The organism is Pseudoalteromonas sp. BSi20311 (assembly GCF_000239875.1).
Lineage (GTDB): Bacteria > Pseudomonadota > Gammaproteobacteria > Enterobacterales > Alteromonadaceae > Pseudoalteromonas.
Genome location: NZ_BADU01000022.1, coordinates 46,282 through 68,720, shown reverse-complemented (window position 1 = coordinate 68,720; position 22,439 = coordinate 46,282). Strand labels below are relative to the sequence as shown.

The 22,439-nt window shown below is 40.5% G+C and carries 18 protein-coding genes and 1 riboswitch; of the genes, 6 read left to right on the top strand and 12 right to left on the bottom strand.

Annotated features, from left to right (window positions below):
• Positions 1–333: 333 nt before the first annotated feature.
• Together P20311_RS02495 and P20311_RS02490 are read right to left on the bottom strand one after the other, a co-directional pair.
• The gene (locus tag P20311_RS02495) at positions 334–3,483 is read right to left on the bottom strand and encodes an efflux RND transporter permease subunit (RefSeq protein WP_008109288.1); all 3,150 of its coding nucleotides are present in this window, start codon (positions 3,481–3,483) and stop codon (positions 334–336) included.
• Positions 3,484–3,486: 3 nt separating this feature from the next.
• A complete protein-coding gene (locus tag P20311_RS02490; protein WP_008109287.1) occupies positions 3,487–4,662 on the bottom strand; it encodes an efflux RND transporter periplasmic adaptor subunit in 1,176 nt (391 codons plus the stop codon).
• A gap of 170 nt (positions 4,663–4,832) precedes the next feature.
• Between P20311_RS02490 and P20311_RS02485 the strand changes: the two genes are divergently transcribed.
• On the top strand, positions 4,833–5,096 hold the full coding sequence (locus P20311_RS02485; protein WP_008109286.1) for a YkgJ family cysteine cluster protein: 264 nt from the start codon (positions 4,833–4,835) through the stop codon (positions 5,094–5,096).
• 511 nt (positions 5,097–5,607) lie between these two features.
• Here the strand turns inward: P20311_RS02485 and P20311_RS02480 are convergent.
• Positions 5,608–7,461: a TonB-dependent siderophore receptor gene (locus P20311_RS02480; RefSeq protein ID WP_008109284.1), complete on the bottom strand. Its 1,854-nt coding sequence runs from the start codon at positions 7,459–7,461 to the stop codon at positions 5,608–5,610.
• Between the two features lie 202 nt (positions 7,462–7,663).
• Here P20311_RS02480 and P20311_RS02475 point away from each other — a divergent pair, with 202 nt between their 5' ends.
• Positions 7,664–8,167: a peptide-methionine (S)-S-oxide reductase gene (locus tag P20311_RS02475; RefSeq protein WP_008109281.1), complete on the top strand. Its 504-nt coding sequence runs from the start codon at positions 7,664–7,666 to the stop codon at positions 8,165–8,167.
• Between the two features lie 55 nt (positions 8,168–8,222).
• Here the strand turns inward: P20311_RS02475 and P20311_RS02470 are convergent, their stop codons facing one another.
• From P20311_RS02470 to P20311_RS02445, 6 genes are all read right to left on the bottom strand, one after another.
• Positions 8,223–8,585 carry a hypothetical protein gene (locus tag P20311_RS02470; protein ID WP_036932614.1) on the bottom strand — a complete coding sequence of 121 codons (363 nt, stop codon included), beginning with the start codon at positions 8,583–8,585 and terminating at the stop codon, positions 8,223–8,225.
• Positions 8,566–8,865 carry a hypothetical protein gene (locus P20311_RS02465; RefSeq protein ID WP_008109278.1) on the bottom strand — a complete coding sequence of 100 codons (300 nt, stop codon included), beginning with the start codon at positions 8,863–8,865 and terminating at the stop codon, positions 8,566–8,568. Before P20311_RS02465 ends, P20311_RS02470 begins: the two co-directional genes overlap by 20 nt.
• A 201-nt stretch (positions 8,866–9,066) precedes the next feature.
• The gene (locus P20311_RS02460; RefSeq protein WP_008109277.1) at positions 9,067–9,618 is read right to left on the bottom strand and encodes a DUF4136 domain-containing protein; all 552 of its coding nucleotides are present in this window, start codon (positions 9,616–9,618) and stop codon (positions 9,067–9,069) included.
• 104 nt (positions 9,619–9,722) lie between these two features.
• A complete protein-coding gene (locus tag P20311_RS02455) occupies positions 9,723–12,515 on the bottom strand; it encodes a hypothetical protein (protein ID WP_008109275.1) in 2,793 nt (930 codons plus the stop codon).
• Positions 12,512–13,060: a hypothetical protein gene (locus P20311_RS02450; RefSeq protein ID WP_008109273.1), complete on the bottom strand. Its 549-nt coding sequence runs from the start codon at positions 13,058–13,060 to the stop codon at positions 12,512–12,514. The genes P20311_RS02455 and P20311_RS02450 overlap by 4 nt, the downstream gene beginning before the upstream one ends.
• Positions 13,061–13,065: 5 nt before the next feature.
• The gene (locus P20311_RS02445; RefSeq protein WP_008109272.1) at positions 13,066–14,337 is read right to left on the bottom strand and encodes a hypothetical protein; all 1,272 of its coding nucleotides are present in this window, start codon (positions 14,335–14,337) and stop codon (positions 13,066–13,068) included.
• A gap of 196 nt (positions 14,338–14,533) precedes the next feature.
• On the opposite strand from P20311_RS02445, the gene nhaD reads away from it, so the two are divergent.
• Together nhaD and lysC are read left to right on the top strand one after the other, a co-directional pair.
• A complete protein-coding gene (gene nhaD / locus P20311_RS02440) occupies positions 14,534–15,781 on the top strand; it encodes a sodium:proton antiporter NhaD (RefSeq protein ID WP_008109270.1) in 1,248 nt (415 codons plus the stop codon).
• Between the two features lie 98 nt (positions 15,782–15,879).
• Positions 15,880–16,052, top strand: a riboswitch (Lysine riboswitch).
• A 75-nt stretch (positions 16,053–16,127) separates the two neighbouring features.
• Complete coding sequence (gene lysC, locus P20311_RS02435; RefSeq protein WP_008109268.1) at positions 16,128–17,519, top strand: lysine-sensitive aspartokinase 3; 1,392 nt, start codon at positions 16,128–16,130, stop codon at positions 17,517–17,519.
• Here the strand turns inward: lysC and P20311_RS02430 are convergent.
• Positions 17,493–18,251 (bottom strand): 4'-phosphopantetheinyl transferase superfamily protein, encoded by a 759-nt coding sequence (locus P20311_RS02430; protein WP_008109266.1) that lies wholly within the window; start codon positions 18,249–18,251, stop codon positions 17,493–17,495. The two genes, lysC and P20311_RS02430, sit on opposite strands and share 27 nt — an antisense overlap.
• Positions 18,252–18,417: 166 nt before the next feature.
• Here P20311_RS02430 and P20311_RS02425 point away from each other — a divergent pair, with 166 nt between their 5' ends.
• Positions 18,418–19,740, top strand: a complete 1,323-nt coding sequence (locus P20311_RS02425; RefSeq protein ID WP_008109265.1) for a sodium-dependent transporter — start codon at positions 18,418–18,420, stop codon at positions 19,738–19,740.
• 86 nt (positions 19,741–19,826) lie between these two features.
• On the opposite strand, the gene P20311_RS02420 is transcribed toward P20311_RS02425, so the two are convergent.
• Together P20311_RS02420 and P20311_RS02415 are read right to left on the bottom strand one after the other, a co-directional pair.
• Positions 19,827–20,807: a 2-hydroxyacid dehydrogenase gene (locus P20311_RS02420; RefSeq protein ID WP_008109263.1), complete on the bottom strand. Its 981-nt coding sequence runs from the start codon at positions 20,805–20,807 to the stop codon at positions 19,827–19,829.
• A 58-nt stretch (positions 20,808–20,865) separates the two neighbouring features.
• Positions 20,866–21,387, bottom strand: coding sequence for a glutathione peroxidase (locus P20311_RS02415; protein WP_008109261.1), 522 nt, complete (start codon positions 21,385–21,387; stop codon positions 20,866–20,868).
• Between the two features lie 120 nt (positions 21,388–21,507).
• On the opposite strand from P20311_RS02415, the gene P20311_RS02410 reads away from it, so the two are divergent.
• Positions 21,508–22,389 carry an NAD(P)-dependent oxidoreductase gene (locus P20311_RS02410; RefSeq protein WP_008109259.1) on the top strand — a complete coding sequence of 294 codons (882 nt, stop codon included), beginning with the start codon at positions 21,508–21,510 and terminating at the stop codon, positions 22,387–22,389.
• The last annotated feature ends 50 nt before the right edge of the window (positions 22,390–22,439 follow it).

The window sequence follows — 22,439 nt, the reverse complement described above, 5'->3', positions numbered from 1 at the left end:
CATAGGCTCTGCCTTGCCTAAAAACCAAACATACTGCTGCAAATTCAAACGCCAAAGGTCAACACGCCCTCGTTATTAGAGCTAAGTGGAGGGCACTTAACTGACAAGCGGCTCAAAACCATTGCGGTGTGAGCTTAATGCTAAGCAATAAAATTATAATGCGTTAGCGATGCTTTAAATTGAGGGCGCATAATACGCTGATATAATTAAAATAATTACCCATAATTTATTTGAAACACTTTATAAAAACTATTAATAATGCAGCGCAATATTTAGGCAATAAAAAGCTCGGCGTATTAGGCCGAGCTTTAATGGTTGGGAGAGAAACTTTAATTATTTGGCAGTGGGTGTCGGTTGAACACTTATAGGCTGCGATTTACCAAGTAGCTTACGGGTAAGGCGCTTAGCGTCTTCTAAAGCTACGTATTGGCAAGGTATAAGTATTAAAGTAATTACCGTGGCAAATAGCACACCAAAGGCCAGCGATACCGCCATAGGAATAACTATTTTAGCCTGTAAGCTGGTTTCCATAATAATTGGCATTACCCCAATAAATGTAGTGATTGAGGTAAGTAATATAGCTCTAAAGCGCTTTGCACCGGCTTGCATAACGGCTTGTTTTACGGCCATGCCTTCTGCGCGTGCTTTATTTACAAAATCTACCATCACGAGTGAGTCATTAACCACCACACCGGCTACCGCAATAATGCCAAACATCGATAAGCTGCTCATGGTCATACCTAGTACCATGTGGCCAAACATGGCGCCAACCACACCAAATGGAATGACCGACATAATAATTAATGGTTGCGAGTAAGAGCGCAGAGGAATAGCCAATAATGCAAAAATTATGATCATCGATAGCGCAAAGTCACGTAATTGCTCATCAGCGCTATCCATTTCCTCTTGAATACGACCAGCCACATTACTTTGTACCCCTGGGTAGTTTTTAAGTAATGAAGGTAAGTACTCATCACGAATTTGTTGTGCAATGGCAAAGGGTTCTACTTGGTCAGTATTTACTGCAGCCCACACGTTTACTGTACGTTTTGAATTTTCACGGCGAATACGATTAACCCCATCAACTAATGAAATATTAGCAACTTCACTTAATGGTACTTCAGCGCCTGTGGGGGTGATAATACGTACGCTGTCGATATCGCTGATTGAGTTACGCTCATCTTCTGGGTAGCGGATCATCACTTTAATTTCTTCACCTTCGCGAAGAATACGTTGTGCTTCAAGACCATAATAACTAAAGCTTACTTGTGAGGCCACATCGGCAAGGGTTAGCCCCATACTGTAAGCAAGTGGTTTTAAATCTAGCTGTACTTCATCGGTAGCGCTTTGCATTGAGTCATTAACATCGCCTACGCCTTCCAGACTTTGTAACTTGGTTTTAAGCTTACCAGCGACTTCTTTAAGTACTTGTGCATTTTTACCTTCGAGTTTAAAGCTTACATCGCCATCGTCTCGACCCCCGTTCATAATACTATCTTGAATGGTTAGGGTTTTAACACCCGGTAAGTTAGGCATTTGTTCGCGCCATAAGGCACTCAGTGCAAAGGTATCAATAGGGCGCAGGTCGGGTTCAACTAAAATAGCCATAATGTTTGCTTGCGTTCGCCCACGTAAGCTAACTGATAAATCGCGGATCATCGGTTTACCGTATTGCTCTTTGAGCTGCTTATCAACGCTCAGTATTAGCTGCTCTACTTTTTTAGCTGTCTCAAGCGTTGCTTGCTCAGAAGACGCTAAGTTCATTTCTATATCAATGCGTGGAAAATCGTGCGGTATTTTAGGATTAGGCACAAATTTAACTAAACCACCGGCAAACATTCCCGCACTGACAATCAGTAAACACATAAAACCGACAATTACGGTATAGCGATAATGAATGCAGCGACCAACAAACGGGGTGTAGTAGTTATCAACAAAACTTTTTAGGCCGTTATCCATTACTTTACGTGCACGGTGAAGCGGGTTTTTTGGATTTGGTTTACGGTCTTTCATTGCCGCAATATGTGCCGGTAAAATAAGTTTTGATTCAATTAGTGAGAAAATTAAACATAAAATAATCACCCCACCAATGGCTTTAGAAAAAGCCGCACTTGGGCCTGTGGCAAGAGTTTGCGGTAAAAATGCCGCAATAGTGGTAAGTACGCCAAATGTTGCTGGCATTGCCACGCGCTTTACGCCGCGTACTACGTTATCGAGTGTATGGCCGTGTTTTTCTATTTCAGCACTAGCAGATTCGCCCACAACAATGGCGTCATCAACCACTATCCCAAGCACCAGTATAAAGGCAAATAACGAGGCTAAGTTAATGGTGACATCTAAAAAGCCAATTGGCATAAACAAAAAGGCACCTAAAAATGACACAGGTAAACCCATCATTACCCAAAAAGCTAAACGTAATGGTAAAAACAGCGCTAATACCAACATAACTAGTAAGCCACCCCAAATCATATTGTCGACCATCATATCGAGGCGACCTTCGAGGTAGTAAGTTAAATCAACAATAGGAGAGAGCTTGACACCTGCAGGCAGTTGCGATTCTTTTTCAGCCATATAGGTTTTAAGTACTTTAGCAACATCGGTAATATCTTGATCTTTAGAGGCGTTTACTTCAAACGACAATGAATTTTTACCATTGTATTTTGAGTATTGCAGGCCTTCTTCAAAGCCATCATTTATGGTGGCAACGTCACCTAAATATACTTGCGCGCCATCGGCAAGGGTGATCAGCGGTAGCTTTGCAAACTCGCTACCACGGTAGGCTTGTTTTTCAACGCGCATTGAAATATAGCCATTTTCAGAGCGAATTTGCCCAGCTGACATATTGGCAGAAAAGCTTTGCACTGCACTGGCAATATCTCTAAACGTTAATCCATAAGCACGCAGTTTGTCTGGGCTTACTTCAATACCAATTTCGTAATTAAGGCCACCATTAAAGTTAACTAAATTAATATTAGGCAGTGCCTGAAGCTCGTCTTTTATATCGTTACCGAGCTCTTTAAGTTGGTAGTTACTCATGTCACCGTAAAGGGCAAGTATCATTACTTCTTGTTCGTATTTATCGCGACGAACAATAGGGCGCTCCATACCCGCAGGAAACGTATTGATTGAATCTACTTGTACTTTAATTTCATCGAGTACTTCTTGCGGATCAAACTGCTCTTCTATTTCAATCCACGCTTGTGAAGAGCCTCTATTGGAGTAGGTGATAAGGCGCTTTATTCCCTCTATGCTCTCAAGGTTTTCCTCAACTTTTATGGTAATGCCCTCCTCAACCTCTTGCGGGGCTGCGCCAGGGTATACCGCAGAGACACTGATCCAGTTACTTTCAAATTGCGGAAACATTTGTTTGCGAATAGTAAACGCCGTTAAAATGCCACCAATAAGTATAAATATCATCAATAGATTTGCTGCAACAGGGTTGCGCGCAAACCATGCAATTAGGCCTTTTTCACGTGTAGACATAAGTTACTCCTGTTTCAGTGCAAGTTGAGTAACGTCTGGGGTTGTTACAACGTCTTCAATTTTTACCGCCATTCCCTCGGTAGGGTATTCAAGGGCTGAAGTAATTAGCTGTTCACCTTCATTGAGCCCTTGGTCTGCGATCACCATGCCGTTTTGTTCACGTATAATGTTAAGAGTTTTAAACGACAGGGTTAAATCGTCGTTTAATATCGCAATTTTATTTTCTTTGACTAAATGATGTGGCACAACAATGGCGTTATTAACTGCACGACCTCCTATGCTAGCGTTAACATAGGAGCCAAAACGCAATGGTTGAGTTTTGTTAGCATACGGGGTTGGTAATTGCGCCACTAAGTAGCTCATACGGCTTTTTTGATCTATCACCCCTTCACTGCGCACCACTTTAGCTTGCCATGTGGTTTCTTTGCCCGCGAACTGCGCACTAAATAACACTGTTGCACCAATGCCGCCATTATTTAAGTATTGCAGCTCTTTATCGGCAACCGGTAAACGCACTTCAGCGACCGAGGTGGCACTGAGTGAACCAAAGATATTACCTGGATTTACAACAGAACCCAAGCTAATGCTTCGCGCGTTAATAATCGCGTCGTAGGGGGCTTTAATATAGGTGCGTTCTAAATTACGTTTAGCACGTTTTACACTTGCTTGCGCTGAACGATAACGTGCCATTTTCTCTGCCAATTGCGGTTTACGCAAATAAAGCGCAGAAGCAGTAATATCGCTTGAGTCTGCTTTAATGCGTTCCCATTCAGCTTTAGCAACATGTGCTTGAGCACGTTCTATCTCAAGCGCTGAACTTGCTTGGGCAAGGCCTGCTTCAGCTTCAATTAAATCAGCTTCGTAATCATTTGGGTCAATTCGTGCTAAAATATCCCCTTGCTTTACGAAGGCACCTTCAACAAATTGCCCTGCAACAGAAATAACTTGGCCACTTACCTGAGCAATCAGCTCAGTGCGGTCTTTAGGTTGCACAATACCGTACGATTTAACATCGAGAGTGATTGCATCAAGGTGAATAGGTTGTGCTGCAACCAATGGGCGAGTATCTTGTTCTGGTTTTTCTTCTGGTGGTTTTTTCATTGCTGAAAAGCCCGCTGCGAGGGCGATGCCACCAACAAGGACCGCGATAGGGAGTATTATTTGTTTTTTAGTCGCCACAAGGCATTCCTTCATAAATTGTGCTGATGAACTAATGATACGCAATAAAGTGTTTACAGTGTGTTTGAAGATGTAACAAGTCATTGCACAATGCGGTTGCAAATAGAACAAATCGCTCTATTTAAATGCAAGCAGCAACAATATAATTAAAATTTATTACTGAGGTTATAATGAAAACACAATCAATGGCGTGCCGTTTAGGCTGTGGAGCATGCTGTATTGCACCAAGTATTAGCTCGCCAATACCGGGTATGCCAAATGGTAAAAAGGCCGGAGAACGTTGTATTCAGCTGGATGAGCGTAATTTATGTAAGCTATTTGGTGATGAGTCGCGCCCTAAAGTGTGTAGTGATTTTAGCGCCACTTTAGATGTTTGTGGGACAACTAATGAACACGCATTAACGTTAATTACCGAATTAGAGCAATTAACCTAATTTATTGTATTAAATACACATATATTTACAATTTATACGCTTGAAAAGTGTTGATAACCTGAACTCCGGATAATAAATCCATCTCAAGCAGCTATTTTCAGCGCTAACTGCGTTGAATTTACTTGCAATAGGCTAGCTATTGACGCGTAATTTCGCCTTGTTTTCACTAAAAATCTCTAGCTTGAGAAAATAAATATCATTTTGATTCAATATGTTAGTAAATCTCTTAACCAGAGTTCAGGTTAGATACTTACTTTGTGTTTCTAAAAGTAGTACTGAGAGAGTGCAATTAAGTATCCACTAAGCATTGTCGCTAGTGTTACCTCATTCACTTCTCTTTGCTCATACTATTTCAATTATGCATGTACACAGAGGAGGGGATTCTGCGCTTTTAGAGTACTTAGGGAGGGCTGCGAAATGAAATTTCTAATTCAGCTTTCTACTGGTCTGTTTCTTATTTTAACTTAAAAGATAAGCTCAGCGTGGAGTAAGCCCTCGCTGAGCGATAAAGTTACCAGCTGTACGTGGCACTTAGTGTATATTGCTCGCCGCGACCTGGCGTACCTGGAATTTCTTCAAACGACTCATCCCATAAGTTATCAGCCGCAAGACTAATAAAGAAGTTAGGCACAGCTGGTGGAGTTATTTTTAACGTCAGCTGAGTAAATAGTGCCTCGTCATCTGAACGGCGAAGGGCATTTTTATGCTGTTTACGCCATTCATTATCAACACGAAACTCTAACATATCCGTCGGGTTCCAAATTGCACCGAGCGTAACACGATGATCAGGAAAATTTAAGGCATAAAAGCTAGCATCAACATTTTCAGCGCCATAGGTTTCTGTTTTATGTAAGTAGGTATAGCTGGCAACAATTTCTGTATTATTAAATTGTTTAGTGGCTAAAAACTCAAGGCCTGTGGTGTCAATATCAACCGGCTGTGCAAATCGCGCTGAGCTTGAATCAAAGCTAAATGTCCAATCGGTTAGGTTGTTATCTTTACGATAAAAAAGTGCGGAATTAAGCTGCCAGCTTTGTTGCTCAAGCAATAAGCCCAGCTCTAAATTTTTAGTGGTTTCGCGCTCAAGGTTAGCGTTACTTCTGAACAACCCACCAGTCTCGCTGCCAGCAATAGCAGTATAACCGGCTACTTGGTTTGCCTCAGCATACGACAAATACAAAGTTCGCTCAGTGCCATCGTTATTTTGGGTATTGAAACTAACATCACCAATTAACGATAGGTCAGAATCATCACGACTGGTGTTATCAAACGCAGCACCTAAGCGGACGTTTAGTTGCTGGTTGCTTGCTAGTGCTGTTGTGTATTCAGGCAATACACTAAGCTTAAAGTAGTTACGTGAAGTAAAGTTATTTTCAAGGGTGGTGGAGTCAATACTGTCTTCTATATATTGCGCCGAGTAATTAACCGCAACTGACTGTGTTTGCGCATGACGACCTGAAATAGCCAATGATTTTACTTGTGTTTCATGAAATGCTTGGAACGCGCTTGGGTTCTCTCTTGAATAAACATAATGGTCGTTATGCTTGCGGTAATAAGCCGATACTTCAAATTCACTGTTGGTAGCATAGGCTTGCTTATGGTTGAGCATCCATAATTGGGTTTCTAAGTCTTCGGTTTCATTTACACCAAATGGGGTATAAAGGTTTGGCCAACCAAAAAACTTTTCTTGTAAGCCGTAAAATAAATCAGTTTGTGAATCGCTCCCAGTTAACTGCACTCTGCCAGAAGTACGGGTAAAGTCATGATCGCCAAAATCAATTGAACCATCACTTTGTGAGTGCGAATGTTCACCTTCAAAACCAATGCGCCAATTAGCGTTTGCTTCAAGTGGAGTACTCACACCTGCATGAATTGTTTGTAAGTTAAAGTCATTTGAGCCTGCGCCCAAAGAGACACTGCCACCGGTTGTTATTGGTTTCCAAGCAAACGACACAGTACCCACAGAGCTATTCATGCCATAAAGTGCATTATCGGCTCCGGTTAATACGCTGGCACCTGTTAGCATTTGTGGTGCAATAGGAATTTCTGCAAAGTAGTGACCAGACTGCGGGTCGAGTAGAGTTGCACTGCCGACTCTAAAGCCGGTATTTTCAAAAATACCACCGCGTATCGTTACATCAGCTTGTGCTTCAGCCATATTGCGTGATTGCAAGTCAACACGCGGGTCGTACTCTAAATTTGAAATAGGTGAATCAAATGTACCAACAGGTAATGTATTGGCGGTGGGTGACGCTTCAATTGTTATTTGTTCTATGGTTGCTGTTTCTTTACTCTGCTCTGCATAAGCAACAGTTGAAATACTGGCTAACACGACCGGTATAATAAGGTGCGGGGCACGATTCATATCATTATTCTCATTTTATGCAATGGCGCTAACAATTAAATACCTATCACTTTTTATCACATGATAAGGTAAGCTCACTAAGCTAGGGTGATTTTGGGCGCTATTGTACATTAATGATAAAAAACTGCATTTGATAATCAAACCTAGCGTTACAAAATAGTAACTCTGCATCCTATAAATTATTTACATTGGTCACTTTATTATGCAAACACAACAATCGAGTCATTCATTAAATCAGCACACACTTTATTTTGCTGGTGGTTGCTTATGGGGCGTGCAAGAATTTATGAAGTATTTACCCGGAGTAGTTACTACTGAGGCGGGACGTGCCAATGGCACTAGTAACACAACACAAGGTGAATACGATGGCTATGCCGAGTGCGTGAAAGTAACCTTTGATGCCCAAGAAGTAACCCTAAATGAATTAATCGGCTATTTTTTTGAGATTATTGACCCATACAGTATCAATAAACAAGGTAACGATGTAGGCGAAAAATACCGCACCGCCATTTTTAGCCAAGACAGTAATCATTTAAACATCGCCAGAGACTATATTAGCCAGCGTGATGATGCTGAAAAAATAGCGGTACAAGTAGCGCCATTGACTAATTATGTCCCTAGCGATCCCGAGCATCAAGACCGTTTAACCAATCACCCTGATGATTATTGCCATATCCCACTTGATTTATTACACAAGTATAAATAACAACTTCATTGATGCGTATTTAAATAAAAAAGGCTGGTAACTAATAAAGCTAAAATTAGCTGTTACCTCGTTTATGCTTTTTTTTAGATTTATTAGGCTTTTTCTTTTTTCGTGGGAACATATCTCTAAAAAGATAGGGCACAGCTAAAAAGTAGACCCCAGTTCCTAAATAAATAAGAAGATAAAATAGATAAGTAAACGGTGACGCTGAAAAGAAATAAACGTCAGATTCGACCCGGTAATCTGTTGGAGTCAGAATATAGCCATCATGTATAAATTTTATCGCAAATATAATAGATAAAAGGCCTAAAGCCCAAGATACTATAGAGAATGCGATTTGATTCAATAGCATTCTCGTATTACTGATATCTACATATTTTACCTTTGGTTTCTTTTTTTTATTTTTTGATTGCTTCATTTTGGCCAAAAAAAGTAATAATGATTGCTACTAATATTCCTACAAAACCAGCGCTTGAAAAAATTAGACTGTATTGACTCTTAATATTGAAGATATTTAATAGGCTGGTTATTAACAATAAAAAAATACCAATAATTTTTATAATCGTGAGTGTTTTATTCAAACAAAACCATGTTTGACAAGAAGGGCATTGTTTTTCAATAAAAATACTATTTTTGTTAATATTATTTATATCTTTAGCTGCAAAATTACTTTTACAATTTGGGCACATTTCTTTCATTTTAATCCTTTAATTTATCTCACAACTTTAAACACTAGGTTTACTAAACGTCTTATTGATTAAGCTTTATCCCTTGTAACATGATTACTATAGCATTGAGCTATCACCTTGTTAATACGCAACTTATTACATTATAGGCAAACAGTTTTTAAGCCATAAAAAAGCCCGCGAACATGCGGGCTTTTAAATATTAATTAAAATTTATTGCTGCGCTTTAGGCGGAAAGTTGCTTAAAATATTGGCAACCGTTTCTTTAATAGCGGCTTCACGTTGTGATGGTGTTTGTTTTTTCTTTAAACGGCCATCTTTAGCACCACGCCAAATTAATTGGTTTGACTCACGATCAATAATATCGATAACTAACGTGCCTACTTCATATTCGCGTGCGCTTACATCGTGGTTAAAGCCTGTGCCCCAGTAACCCCAACGTGCACCGTAGCCTACGTTAAAGCTGTCAACTTCAAGCTCTTTATCTACACTTGCATGGTAATTAACAAGTACATCAGCTTGCGCTACGTCAACCAATTGCATACCTAATTGCTGGCTTAGTTGGTTGTTTACCGCATTGCGAACGCGTTTTTCCATCAGCCCACTGATTTGGTAGTTATTCGTGTCTTTGGTTAGGCTCGCGTTTTCTACCCAAGCAAACGTTTTGTAGTTACTAAAGTTTGCTGATTTATCGTAATCCCAATCGGGCGTTTGTGTACAGGCGGTAAGTAGCGCCAGTGCTGCGACAATAAATATATGTTTCATACCGTTTGCTCCAATAAAGTGCGTTTGTTTAAACTACCATGGGCGAGGGTAATTTAAAATCTAAAAATAAGTGTAACTGACTAAAATGAATAGCTAATTAATTCTTAGTCCAGTAGAGAGGCTTTATGTTCAACCTCAATCCAATCTTTTTCATCTACCCAGTTTTGTGCACCGTCTTTTACTGAACGAATTGGCACAATATAATCACAACTTATTTGCGGTTTAACGGAGGCAAATATTGGCACAAAGCCAAAGCTCAGGGCAGTTTCTATAATTGCCTTTTGGTTTTGCGGGTCGATATCAGCCGCTTCATCTATATAAATAGGTATACGGTATAAGTTTTGTTCCTGATCGCTTAATAAATAACGAATAAACAACATGCCACATAATAGCTTAATGGTGATACGCGTACCATTTGAGCCAGCCGAGTCTATCTTTTCAAAGTGCTCGGTTTCGCCCGCGCGGTTAACCACTTCAAAACGAATATCAAATAAATCGGTAAGGGTCAGGCCTGCTTTGTCTGAGGCGAGTTTAATTAAATGATCTTTTGCGTCGTTTACCGCACTTTCGCTGTAAGGTTCTTGGCTGAGTAAATCCAGGGTATCGCCTTGTTCAATTTGGTTAGATGTACTGATAATGGTATCAATGCTATCTACCAACATTTTGCGCGGGATAATATTAATTTTAAACGCTTGCAGGTTTGAAATGCGGTGCTGGCTTATGCCTTTATTAAAGCTATTCATTTCACGACGTAGGCGGTCTAAATCTTCACGTAAGCCTTTAATCGTGGCGGCCACTTCGGTGAGGGCAACGCGACCTTGGCGCTCAACGGCATCACGTTCGTTATCAATATTATGAAACGCGCTAATAAGTTTTTGGTATTTACTAAACTCATCGTTTTCGTTATCGAACTTGGTAATACCTGCATTGTAAATATGCATATAGGTATTACGTACATTTATATCGAAATTACGAAGCTCTTGGCAGTCTTTATTAAAGTGGTGAATTAAATCGCTTAAATTATCAAAATCGATTTTTATATCAATCATGTAAGGTGTCACTTTACCACTGTATAAATCTAACGTGTGGTCAATACGCTCGGTTTTAACTTGGCGCAGGCGCTCTGTTTGACGATTAATTTGCGCTTGTTTTGATTTAATTAACGAGCGTCTATCAGCAATTGAGCCACTGTTTTTTTGAATATCTTGTAGGTAATCGTCAACTTGTTCGCGCTCGGCTAAAAGCTGCTCTCTTAGCATCGCTTGGGCGTCAACCGACTGTTGCATCACTTCAAATTGCTCTAAGCGTTTAAGTGCGCTTTCTGCACTCATAAGCTCCTCGTATAGCGCGTCTTTTTCTTTTTGTTTATCAGCAACATTGGCGGCCACTTCACGCTGCTGTTTAAACTCTTTTAATGATTGCTCAAGCGCGGTTAACTGAGCGCTCAGTTGCTCTTTATTTTCGCCGCTTTGCATTTGTACTGGTGAGAGCTTTTTAAGTTTAATACTGGCACCAGGTAGGGTGAGTATACCGCCTTTAACATTTTCGCTCAGCTGTGATAAAAATTCACCAAAGGCATCTTCGTCATCAATGGTTATATCGCCATTGCTGGTGGTGGCAAAGGAGAGCAGATCGGGGTTTAATAGTCGTGATATTTCTTCTACCTCTTTAAGTGATAAGTCTTCACGCATACGGGTGAATAAATTAAATTCTAAGTTTTTAAGTTGTAACTTTAAGCTCTTAATTTGTTTTTGTGTTTCACCAATACGGAAATCAAGGGTGTGCAGGCTTTGCCCTTGAGCACTCGTAATAGAGTGTGACAACGACTCGTAGTCATTTTTTAACTGCCTTAGGTTACTTTTGAGAGTGGCTTTATTAACCAGCTCAAATTCACTTTTAAGAGCGTTGAAATCTAAAAACCATTGTTCAATTTGAGTTTGCTTGCGCTCTATATCGCGCGATTGTTGCACGTATAGGCTTTGTTTTTGTTCAAAATCGTGTTTTTCGTGCTCAATGTCTTCAAGGGCGATGTTGAGCTCGCTTAGTTGCTCTTCCTGGTACGTATCAAAATCAATCAGTGCTTGGTCAATTTTTGGCGCATAAGCGGCCAGTTTACCTTTAAGCACGGTTTGGTTTTCTAGCATAGATTCAAGAGCGGCTATGGGCTCTTGCATTGATTCTAGTGCTTTTAATTCGCGTTTTGCGCGGTTTACTTTATCGAATGAACGGCGCCATACTTCGTAAAAGTCGACCTTTGAATTTGACATGTGGCGCTCAAACACACGCAACATAAAGCGCTTAACGTCGTTTGCGCCTAATTTATGTAAATTAAGAATACGACGAAATATTTCTTTGTATATTGCAGAGTCTTGAACGTTGTTGAGGGGGATCATTTTTAAATTGATCTCACCGTCAAATTGCGTTGCTCCGCCTGTCAGTAGGGCGTTTAATTCTTGTGCCTTAAGCTCTATTGGGTTGTAACCTTGCTGCTTTAAGTGGTTAAACAGCTTGGTAAACTTAATAATGGTATTGCCTTGGGTGTACTGGGCTAAATCAAGCTTACCTTGATAGCAAAAGTATTGGTGCGCATAACCGGCAATTTTACCTAAGCCTGCTACACCAATGACAACTGAGCCATGGGGTAAATCGGCTTGCAGTAAAATGTACGATTGATCTGATGAAAAATAAAACTTACGGGTTTCATCTAAATCGTGGCCATCCCACTCGGTAAGGCGTAAATCGTTAATTAGCGGAAATTGCAGTGCATTAATTACTGAGCTTTTACCTGTGTTGTTAGGTGCACAAATCGAGCTACTTTTATCCAGTGGGATCACACATTTGGCATAGCCTGCGGTATTGAGTAGGGCGAGTTTAATCAGTCCGTATAAATTTTTCATTGCTCGTCCTCACTAATAAAGGTCTCTTCGTTTACTTCCATTAAGGCATCAATATAGCGATGAATAGGGGCTTGCAACATAAAGCCACCTTCTAACTCGCGGGCAAGACCTAAACGTACCATGCGTAAATACACATCTTTTCGTAAGTCAGATCCCGAAAATATCTCAAGCTGATCGAACAAATGTTTATTAAGCTGTACCAAGGTTTGCATTAGCTCTAAATCGTTTGGCTCGTCAAATAATGCGCGCATTGGGTCTTTACCTGTATTGGCAAAATGCTCTATTAAAATGTAAATAGTGAGCGCTACAGCGCGTGAAATCTTACCCATGTTTGGGGTGCTTTCATCGCTGGCAAAATAATAAAAACCACGGCTATCGTGTTTTAACTCGTGGCCTAATGCTGTAAATAAGGCAGTATAAGCGTCTATTTGTTGGTCAAGCTCTTGCCACATTACGGTGTCTTGTTCGCAAATGTGGTAACCGGCGACTAATTTTTTATTAATGGCTTGTAAGTGAGAAAGCTCATCTAAGTTTATATGGGTCATGGTAATTACTCGTGCTCGGCTTTATCAGCCTGAGGCTCTGAATTAAAGGGATATAAATTAAAGTGCTGGCCTGCAATGTTAACGCGGGCTTTTTTATCGCTTTGGCTAATTTCTAGGGTGTTATCGCTTACCAACTTTTGATACAAAAACAGCATTTCATCGGCTTCAAGCTCAGGGTAGCTTTCGTCTAAAAATTGCAGCAGAGGCTGTGGTTTTTTACGCTGCTTTTTAAAGCGTTTGGTAAACTGCGCTTTTACATCGTGGTAGTCAGGAATGTTTGGCGTGACAAACGCGGGCACATCATTTTGTTCTGGTAGCTGATATTCATGGTGTTCAAACTCAGCTAGGCTTGCCATATAGGCAACAATATGACGCTGTTGACCCAATGAATACTTTTGCGCATCGCTTACAAAATGGGGTTGCACGGCGCTGAGCATATTATCCACCCCGTTTTTACGAATTAGCCCTAATACTTTTGCTGCTTGGCGGGTAATAAGGTTATTACGGCGCAGCTCTTCACGCAGTGGCATTAGCATATCGGCACTTTTGCGTAAGCTTGTCCGGCCAACTAGGTGCATTTCGAGAATACGGGTACGTAATTGCTCAAGCATACGTTTATCGTTGTACGCCTTGCCTGAGCGTTCAATATGTTCTATTTGGGTGCTAATTTGTTGCTCAATTAGAGTAAAACAGGCATGAAAGTCGCCTCTAATATCGACCATTTCTAGCATGGGTTCTATATATTCATCAAACGCTTCTATCACGGCTTTATAGCGCTTTTGCAGCGATTGCACCGCGTTATTTGATTTGGCTTGTTCAACAATATTTAAAATGGCGTTTTCGTTGTGTAAAAACAGTTTAATTATTTTACGAACCCGATCATCCATAATGCGGCTAAAGCGGCGTAAATCATCAAAATCTTCCATTTCACCAGCATTAGATAGCCGATTACCTAAGCGAGCTAAATCATCAACCAATACGCTAATTTCTTGTGCTAAGCCTAAATGCTCTTCTTGCAGTAAAAAGGTAGCAAAGTCAGCAATAGCACGGTTAATTTCTAGTTGTGACGATTTAGCCAAGGGAATAATAATTTCTTGATTTAATAACCGATTGGTTTCTTTATAAATGCGCTCATTATTCCACGTCGGTTGCTTTTGCTTAATGGCATTTTGAAGATCTTTAATACTAAAGTCGGCCATTTTAAAGCGTTTAAATAATAGCTCTAATACACCCCAATGCTCAGTGAGGGTATTAAGTAGCTTTTTAGCTGGGATCATAAGGCGTTACAACATCCTAGTATTCGTTATTTTATATTTCTTGAGCTTATATGGTATTCGTTTTTGCGACGATTTAATAATAGTTTTTACACCCACATAGTGATAGTATCCGCGCCGAATATAGGCACATAGAATATGTGGGTATATTTTTTACATGGTTTCAATTTTTACTTAACCCCGAAGGTTGTTTAATATCATGGTTTCCTCGATTATCCTGACGCTGATAGCGATTGCATTCTTGCTTATCGTTATTGAGGATGTGATTCACGTTAACAAAGCCAAAACGACATTATTTTTTGGTACGCTTTGTTGGATTATCTCCTTTATTTTTCCTCTTAATGGGCAAAGCCCCGAAACGATTCAAACCCTCCTAGACCACAATATTTTAGAAATTGCTTCCTTATGGCTGTTTTTAATGGCCGCAATGACCTTTGTTGCCTATTTAAACTCCAAAGGACTCATCGAAAATGTTGTGAACCGGATTATGCCAACCAGCATTAGTGAGCGAAAGCTGATGTTTTTGGTGGGGAGTTTTGCGTTTCTATTTTCATCTATTTCCGACAACGTTACAGCCACATTGATTTCCTTGGCAGTGATTATGTCATTAAAGCTTGAAGCCAAAAAACTAGTTAAGTACGCCACCTTAATTGTATTTGCAGTGAACTCCGGCGGTGTTTCACTTATAACGGGTGATGTAACCACGTTAATGATTTTCCTTGATGGTAAAGTCACCATTAGTCACTTATTACTGTTAATTGTGCCAGCGTTATTAAGCGTATTATTACTGGCTACCTTGTTATCAATTGGTATGAACAAGCAGTTAGAGTTTAAAAAGACTAAATTCAAACGCATCGAAAAAACCGACATTACTATTGCTGTTATTTTCTTCACTACGGTTATTTCTACCCTCACTTTAAGTGTTTTATATAGTGTGCCGCCATTACTTACTTTTTTACTCGGCCTGTCTATTATGTTTTTAGTCGCGCAATTTTTAATGCGTAAAAAAGACATCAATAAAGATATGATCGACTTTATACGTGACATAGAGTACGACACCTTATTGTTTTTCGTAGGTGTGTTATTACTTGTTGGCGCATTAAAAGAAGTGGGCGTGCTAAGCCAATTTACAAACCTGTATACAGTGATGGCGCCAGAGTACGCTAACTACTTAATGGGTATTTTATCGGCCGGTGTTGATAACGTGCCACTAACGGCTGCGTTACTAAAAGCTGACATTGTAATGAGTCAACAGCATTGGTTGTCGTTTACGTATGCAACTGGTGTGGGTGGTTCAATGCTGATCATTGGTTCGGCGGCTGGTATTATTGCTATGAGTAAGGTTAAAGAACTTACTTTTGCAAGTTACCTTCGTTTGTCGTTGTATTTGTTAGTGTGTTACACCTTTGGTTATGCTGGCTCTTACTTTATGGGTAGTTTTATTTGATTTTATAATAAAACGACTTGACAGCTAGACGTCTAAACGATAACTTTCAAAGCCGCACTCTTAGTGCGGTTTTGTTTTATTAGCCACTGGTTAATAATACATTCAGAAGAGGTGCGATACTTAGGTACTTAATGCGAGGCAACGACAGCCTACGACCATTAAGGAGGGAAGTACTCGCCGAGGAAAACAATGGGTCGTTACTATTGTTTTTCGGTTTATGGGGCTGAATCCTCAAAACTGTCACCAATTTAGGTGGAGAGCTTCTGGCAGTAGATTTTTCTTATCTTTATTTCCTGCCAAGTTCTTCTTGTTTTATTGCGGTTTGGATGCCGCGAAAGGAGACGAAATGACTACCCAATCAGTGCCACAAGGTTTACAGAGCACAAAATCAGATTACATTGTTGCCAAATTTGGTGGCACCAGCGTGGCTAATTTTGAGGCCATGAGCCGTTGTAGCGAAATCATTGTAAACGATAACAGCGTTCGAATTGTTGCAGTGAGCGCCAGTGCCGGTGTAACTAATCACTTGGTGGCACTTTGCAAAGCCGATATTGATGCCGCAGAGCGTCAACAGCATATTGATGGTGTACTTGCGATTCAGCAGGCAATTTTAACTGATCTGACCCTAGATAATGATTTAGCGCTTGGTTTTAATAACACCCTTGATGAGTTTCAAACTCTGGCACATCAAATACTGACAACAGAGCAGCAACACGATGAGCTACTTAGCTTTGGCGAGCGTTTATCGTCGTATTTATTTACTCAAGTATTACGCTTAAAAGGCTTAAATTCGCAGCGTTTTGATGTTCGCCAGGTGCTTAAAACTGATAGCCAATTTGGTAAAGCCACGCCAAATGTAGCCGCTACAGCGCTTGCAGCTAAAGAGCATTTAATTCCTTTACTAGAGAACACGGTTATTGTTACTCAGGGTTTTATTGGCAGTGATGAAAACAATGTAACCACCACACTGGGTCGCGGTGGCTCTGATTACAGTGCCGCCTTGTTAGCTGAAGCAATTAACGCTAAAAGTGTGCATATTTGGACCGACGTAGTGGGGATTTTTAGTACCGATCCGCGTTTGTGTGCTAAAGCGACACCTATTGCGCGTTTAAGCTTTGATGAAGCGGCAGAAATGGCCACTTTTGGCGCTAAAGTGCTGCACCCAGCTACAATTTTGCCAGCCAGTCGCAGCCATATAAATGTGTTTGTTGGCTCAAGCACAGAGCCAGAGCGTGGGGGCACGTGGATTGAACGTGAAAAATCGCAGCTACCAGGTATTCGTGCGGTCACGCAACGTAAAAACCAAATACTACTGACCTTAAAAAGCCCTGAAATGCTATTAGCGAGTGGTTTTTTAGCGCGTATCTTTACTATTTTAAGTGAATGCAATATTTCGGTAGATTTGGTTACCACCTCTGAAATTAGTGTAGCAATTACCCTTGATAATGCGCCAAATGCATCACGCCCAGAGCTAGATCAAGAGTGCTTAGATAAACTGGCTGAGTTTTGCCATGTATCGGTTGAGAACAATCTAACCCTAGTAGCACTTATTGGGTCTGAAATTGTATTGCGTCAGCACGAAATGAATTTAATGCAGGTGTTGAGCGAATTTAACATTCGTCTTATTTGCCATGGTGCGAGTAAACACAACCTGTGCTTTTTAGTTGAGCAAAATGAGTCCGATGCTGTGGTTCAAGCTATTCATAGCCGACTACTTGAAGGCGAGCTGGCTGCTTAACGTTTTCAATGAGATAAATGAGCACCGCCAGTCGGTGCTTTTTTTTGCCACAACGCTTATATCAAACTGCTCGTTTACATCATTTGTTAATGTGGTGCTGGTTGCATTTAATTGCGTGTTGCCAAGCTCACAAAATACATTAGGGCTTAATAGCTGGGCAATAGGGCGGCTGGTTGCTTTTGCTAATGCCTCTTTTAATGTCCAAAGTCTGAAAAATGTCGCCGCTTTAGCAGCTGTGCACGGTTGCTTAGTTATAAGTGCCACTTCTGCAGCATCATAAAAGTGCTTTGCGAGTTTTTCAAATGGTCGTTTCAAACTGATTTTTTCTATATCAAAACCAAATAGCGAATTATTAATATTTAGGGCCACGCCTACCAAACCATGAGAGTGTGACACACAGCAACTACACACAAAGTTATTATTTATATTTAGCTCAAGCTTGCTGGTTTGTTGATTAAATTCAGAGCTGATGTTGCTCAGCGCTATATCACTGCTGTTAGGTAATACGCTTTTGACTAAATATTTTAGCAATAGTCGCGTTGCTACATACTCTTTTTTTGCTTGTGGTGTTTTACGACGCGCGATGACACTTAATTCAAACGGGCTTAAAAACTGCGTGAGTGTTAGCTCATCAACCTGCAATTGGCTGGCATCAAATAATAAAATGGTGTGGTTATTATTCTCAGCAAGCGGTGTTTGTAATAACTGATTGTCGAAGTAAGCTGAACTCATTATTGCTCGTTAAAAGTGAATACCGATTACATAGTTATCGTTATAAGCTGGATAGTTTGTGAGCGGTTGTTTGCTGTTATGTGCGCTAAGTACATTTTTATTACTCAGTCGCCCTTAAATATGGTTTAATTCACATTCGATAAAATAATAACAGATTTGTAGGTGTATGACACAAGTGCGTGATGGTTTTCAAAGTCGACTTGGTTTTGTATTGGCAGCAGCCGGTGCTGCGGTAGGTTTAGGCAATATATGGGGTTTTCCTACACAGGCTGCTAATCATGGTGGCGGCGCATTTTTATTGGTGTATTTTATTGTTATTTTTTTGCTAGCGCTGCCTGCATTATACACCGAGTTGTATTTAGGCTACAAAGCCCAAGCTAATCCGGTTAAAGCCCTAGGCCAAGCATGGCAAGACCATGCGCCTAAAGTTGGCGCTGCTGCAGGTTATATAGGCTTAGCAGGCGCAATAGTCATGTTAAGCTTTTATTCAATAGTGGCAGGTTGGATGCTTTCTTACGCCATAGAGCCTATAACCACCTTTTTAGGCTTGCAGAGCTTGAGTGAGTTTTTACATAGCGACTCTATGCTACGTAATTTTATATTTACGCCGCTGATGCTTATTTTAACCGCCAGCATTATTTTAAAAGGGGTTAAATCAGGAATTGAAACCTGGTCACGCCGTTTAATGCCATTATTACTTGTTTTATTGGTTGGCCTAATTGCTTACATTGCCACCTTAGATGGCGCAAGCGAAGGGTTTGCTGCCTATTTAGTGCCTGATTTTAGCAAAATACTCGACCCTGATTTAATTATTGCCGCAATGGGGCAAGCGTTTTTCTCATTATCACTGGGTGTGGGCTGTATGATGATTTATGGCTCTTATTTAAAGCCCGGTGCTAACTTACCAAAATTGACTGCAAGTGTTGCTTTACTCGACACCAGCGTGGCATTTTTAGCAGGACTATTAATTATACCGGCTATTTATGTGGCTCAGTTCAATGGCGTTGAAGTATTTAGCAACGGTAAACTAATCGGTGAAGGACAGCTTATTTTTGCCATATTACCTGAGTTATTTGGCACCATGGGCGAAATTGGTTTATTAGTTGGCTTACTATTTTTTGTGTTGATGTCGATTGCTTCAGTTACATCAACCATTTCATCGACTGAAATTCCGGTGGCATTCTTAGTAGAAAACCACAGTGTTGATAGAACCAAAGCCACATGGGCCGTTAGTGCCATTGTACTTATTTGTGCCAGTACTATTATTGTTAATTTTGATTGGCTATTTGGTTTGGTTATTATGGTCTTTACCCAATACCAACTACCGCTGATGGGACTATTTTACTTTGTTACAGTAGGCTGGTTATGGCAGCGTGGTAATAAGCTTCATCAAGCAAGTTCTGGTGCACATTATTGGTTTGCTCAGTACATTCGTTTTGTCTGCCCAGTGCTAATGACCTTAGTATTTGCAAACGTTGCGTTTGGCTAGAATACAGCAATAACTCATGTGTTATAGATAACAAAAAAGCGAACACTATATTTTGTTCGCTTTTTTGTCTTTTTGGTTTAGCAGCGCTATAGCACCTCGTTTGTTAAGCTCTTTCCTTGAGTAACCTCAAATGCATTTTGTAAGGTGATATTGGCAATTTCTGTAAGCGCTTCTTGAGTAAAAAAGCCTTGATGGCCGGTGATCAATACATTTTTAAAGCTTACCAAGCGAGAGAAAATATCGTCTTGGTTTATATCGTCACTGTGGTTTTTAAAAAACAGCTCTGATTCTTGCTCGTACACATCAAGCCCTAAATAACCTAGTTTTTGTGATTTAAGCGCTTTAATACACGCTTTACTATTAACCAAGGCACCTCGCGAAGTGTTTATTAGCATAACCCCTGTTTTCATGGCGGCAAATGCGTCATCGTCTATTAAATGATGAGTGTGCTCGTTTAGCGGGCAATGCAAAGAAATGATATCGCTTTGTGTAAGCAGGGTGTTTAAATCGGTAATAGTGTAATTACCAGCTTGTGCATTAGGGTCGCATACTAAAATGTGAGCGCCAAAACCGGTTAATATATTACACAATGCTTGGCCAATTTTACCGCAGCCAATAATACCCACCGTTTTATTATGCAAGTTAAAGCCAAGTAAGCCGTTTAAGTCAAAATTGTCTTCACGTACGCGGTTATAAGCTTTATGGGTTTTACGGCTAAGCGTAAGCATAAGTGCAATACAATGCTCTGCGACTGCCTCAGGGCTGTAAGCCGGAACGCGCAGAACACGCATACCATGCTGTTTAGCAGCGGCTAAATCTACATTATTAAAACCCGCACAGCGCAGTAAAATGGTGTTAACCCCAAATATAGCCAGTTGATCAATAACCGCTTTATCTACCGAATCGTTTACAAATACGCATACCGCATCAAATTCTTTAGCTAAAACCGCAGTGTGCGTCGATAAACTTTGCTCAAAATAGGTAATAGCGATGTTAGAAAAGCCAGTTAAGCTTTGTTCGAAAAAAGGGCGCTCGTATTTTTGAGCACTAAAAAAAGCAATCTTCATTTATTACTATCCAACTAACCTAGTTACATCAACCATAAACCATTTTTATTATAGATGCCTAACCAAAACGAGTGTTTGCTGTTTTTATAACCGGTGTTGACCCTAAACTGCTTGTTATTACGCTGTGTAATGACTCTGGTTTAGTACGCGGGGCATAGCGCGCAATTAGCTGTCCTTGAGCATTAACTAAAAACTTAGTGAAATTCCATTTTATGGCACGGTTTTGTGCAATTCCACGCGTATGTGATTTTAAATAACTAAACAGGGGATGCGTATCGGGGCCATTCACCATAACCTTATCAAATACTTCAAAATTAATTGCAAAGTGTTTTTGATAGTAGTCTTTTATTGCCATGCCCTCTAATGGTTCGTTTTTATCAAACTGATTACATGGAAAGGCTAGAATAGCAAACCCATCGCTTTTGTATTGTTGGTATAGCTTTTCAAGCGCACATAATTGCGTCGAAAAATGACATTTACTTGCTGTATTTACAATAAGAACCGTTTTTCCTTTTAACTGGCTCAAAGGAAAATCACTGTTATTACAAAGTGGTGCGTTAAATTGATAAATGCTATCCATAGATTACCTACCTAATTTCCTTATCAGGGAAATTTTAAAAGACTTTCATTCGCTTTTTTAGCGGCCGATTGACATAATCGAGCTTATGTTTCTAAGTTATCAGTTAAATAGGTCATTTTTATGTCAGTTAAAATTGCATTTATAGGTTTAGGCGTAATGGGTTACCCAATGGCAGGGCATCTAGCAAAAGCAGGGCACAGCGTATGTGTTTATAACCGCACAGCAGCTAAAGCACAAAAATGGGTCGAAGATTTTAACGGCAGTTTTGCACCTACCCCGCGTGAAGCCGCAAATGGTGCCGATATGGTTTTTATGTGTGTAGGCAATGACGACGATTTACGTTCAGTGGTATACGGCAATGACGGTGTGCTAGCAGGCATGCAGGAAAACACAATTTTAATCGACCACACAACTACTTCTGCTGAGGTAGCGCGTGAAGTTGCGGCAAAAGCGGCTTTACAGCATATCGACTTTATTGATGCGCCGGTATCGGGCGGTCAAGCTGGAGCTGAAAATGGGGTGTTAACCGTGATGGCGGGTGGCAACGAAGCAGTATTTGCTAAAGCACAACCTATCATGGCGGCATTTAGCCGTTTTAGTCAGCTTTTAGGCGAAGCGGGCTCAGGGCAATTATGTAAAATGGTTAATCAAATTTGTATTGCTGGTGTAGTGCAAGGGTTAGCTGAGGGCTTACATTTTGCTAAACAAGCGGGGCTTGATGGCGAAAAAGTAATAGAAACCATTTCTAAAGGCGCAGCCGGTTCGTGGCAAATGGAAAACCGCTACAAAACAATGTGGGCAGGCGAATACGAGTTTGGTTTTGCTGTAGATTGGATGCGCAAAGATTTAGGCATTGCCCTTGATGAAGCTAAAAATAACGGTGCAACACTGCCAATGACAGCAACGGTTGATCAATATTACGCTGATGTACAAGCTCTTGGCGGCGGGCGATACGATACCTCAAGCTTATTAGCACGTATAGAAGCACTGCATAAAAAGTAATGTAATTGGTAAAAGTAAATTATTCACAAAGAGGATAAGAGGCGCTGCGC

Excerpts from the sequence above, each read along its gene's own strand:
- P20311_RS02495 (WP_008109288.1), bottom strand. The coding sequence starts at position 3,483 with ATGTCTACACGTGAAAAAGGCCTAATTGCATGGTTTGCGCGCAACCCT.
- P20311_RS02485 (WP_008109286.1), top strand. The coding sequence starts at position 4,833 with ATGAAAACACAATCAATGGCGTGCCGTTTAGGCTGTGGAGCATGCTGT.
- P20311_RS02480 (WP_008109284.1), bottom strand. The coding sequence starts at position 7,461 with ATGAATCGTGCCCCGCACCTTATTATACCGGTCGTGTTAGCCAGTATT.
- P20311_RS02475 (WP_008109281.1), top strand. The coding sequence starts at position 7,664 with ATGCAAACACAACAATCGAGTCATTCATTAAATCAGCACACACTTTAT.
- P20311_RS02470 (WP_036932614.1), bottom strand. The coding sequence starts at position 8,585 with ATGAAGCAATCAAAAAATAAAAAAAAGAAACCAAAGGTAAAATATGTA.
- P20311_RS02465 (WP_008109278.1), bottom strand. The coding sequence starts at position 8,865 with ATGAAAGAAATGTGCCCAAATTGTAAAAGTAATTTTGCAGCTAAAGAT.
- P20311_RS02460 (WP_008109277.1), bottom strand. The coding sequence starts at position 9,618 with ATGAAACATATATTTATTGTCGCAGCACTGGCGCTACTTACCGCCTGT.
- P20311_RS02455 (WP_008109275.1), bottom strand. The coding sequence starts at position 12,515 with ATGAAAAATTTATACGGACTGATTAAACTCGCCCTACTCAATACCGCA.
- P20311_RS02450 (WP_008109273.1), bottom strand. The coding sequence starts at position 13,060 with ATGACCCATATAAACTTAGATGAGCTTTCTCACTTACAAGCCATTAAT.
- P20311_RS02445 (WP_008109272.1), bottom strand. The coding sequence starts at position 14,337 with ATGATCCCAGCTAAAAAGCTACTTAATACCCTCACTGAGCATTGGGGT.
- nhaD (WP_008109270.1), top strand. The coding sequence starts at position 14,534 with ATGGTTTCCTCGATTATCCTGACGCTGATAGCGATTGCATTCTTGCTT.
- lysC (WP_008109268.1), top strand. The coding sequence starts at position 16,128 with ATGACTACCCAATCAGTGCCACAAGGTTTACAGAGCACAAAATCAGAT.
- P20311_RS02430 (WP_008109266.1), bottom strand. The coding sequence starts at position 18,251 with ATGAGTTCAGCTTACTTCGACAATCAGTTATTACAAACACCGCTTGCT.
- P20311_RS02425 (WP_008109265.1), top strand. The coding sequence starts at position 18,418 with ATGACACAAGTGCGTGATGGTTTTCAAAGTCGACTTGGTTTTGTATTG.
- P20311_RS02420 (WP_008109263.1), bottom strand. The coding sequence starts at position 20,807 with ATGAAGATTGCTTTTTTTAGTGCTCAAAAATACGAGCGCCCTTTTTTC.
- P20311_RS02415 (WP_008109261.1), bottom strand. The coding sequence starts at position 21,387 with ATGGATAGCATTTATCAATTTAACGCACCACTTTGTAATAACAGTGAT.
- P20311_RS02410 (WP_008109259.1), top strand. The coding sequence starts at position 21,508 with ATGTCAGTTAAAATTGCATTTATAGGTTTAGGCGTAATGGGTTACCCA.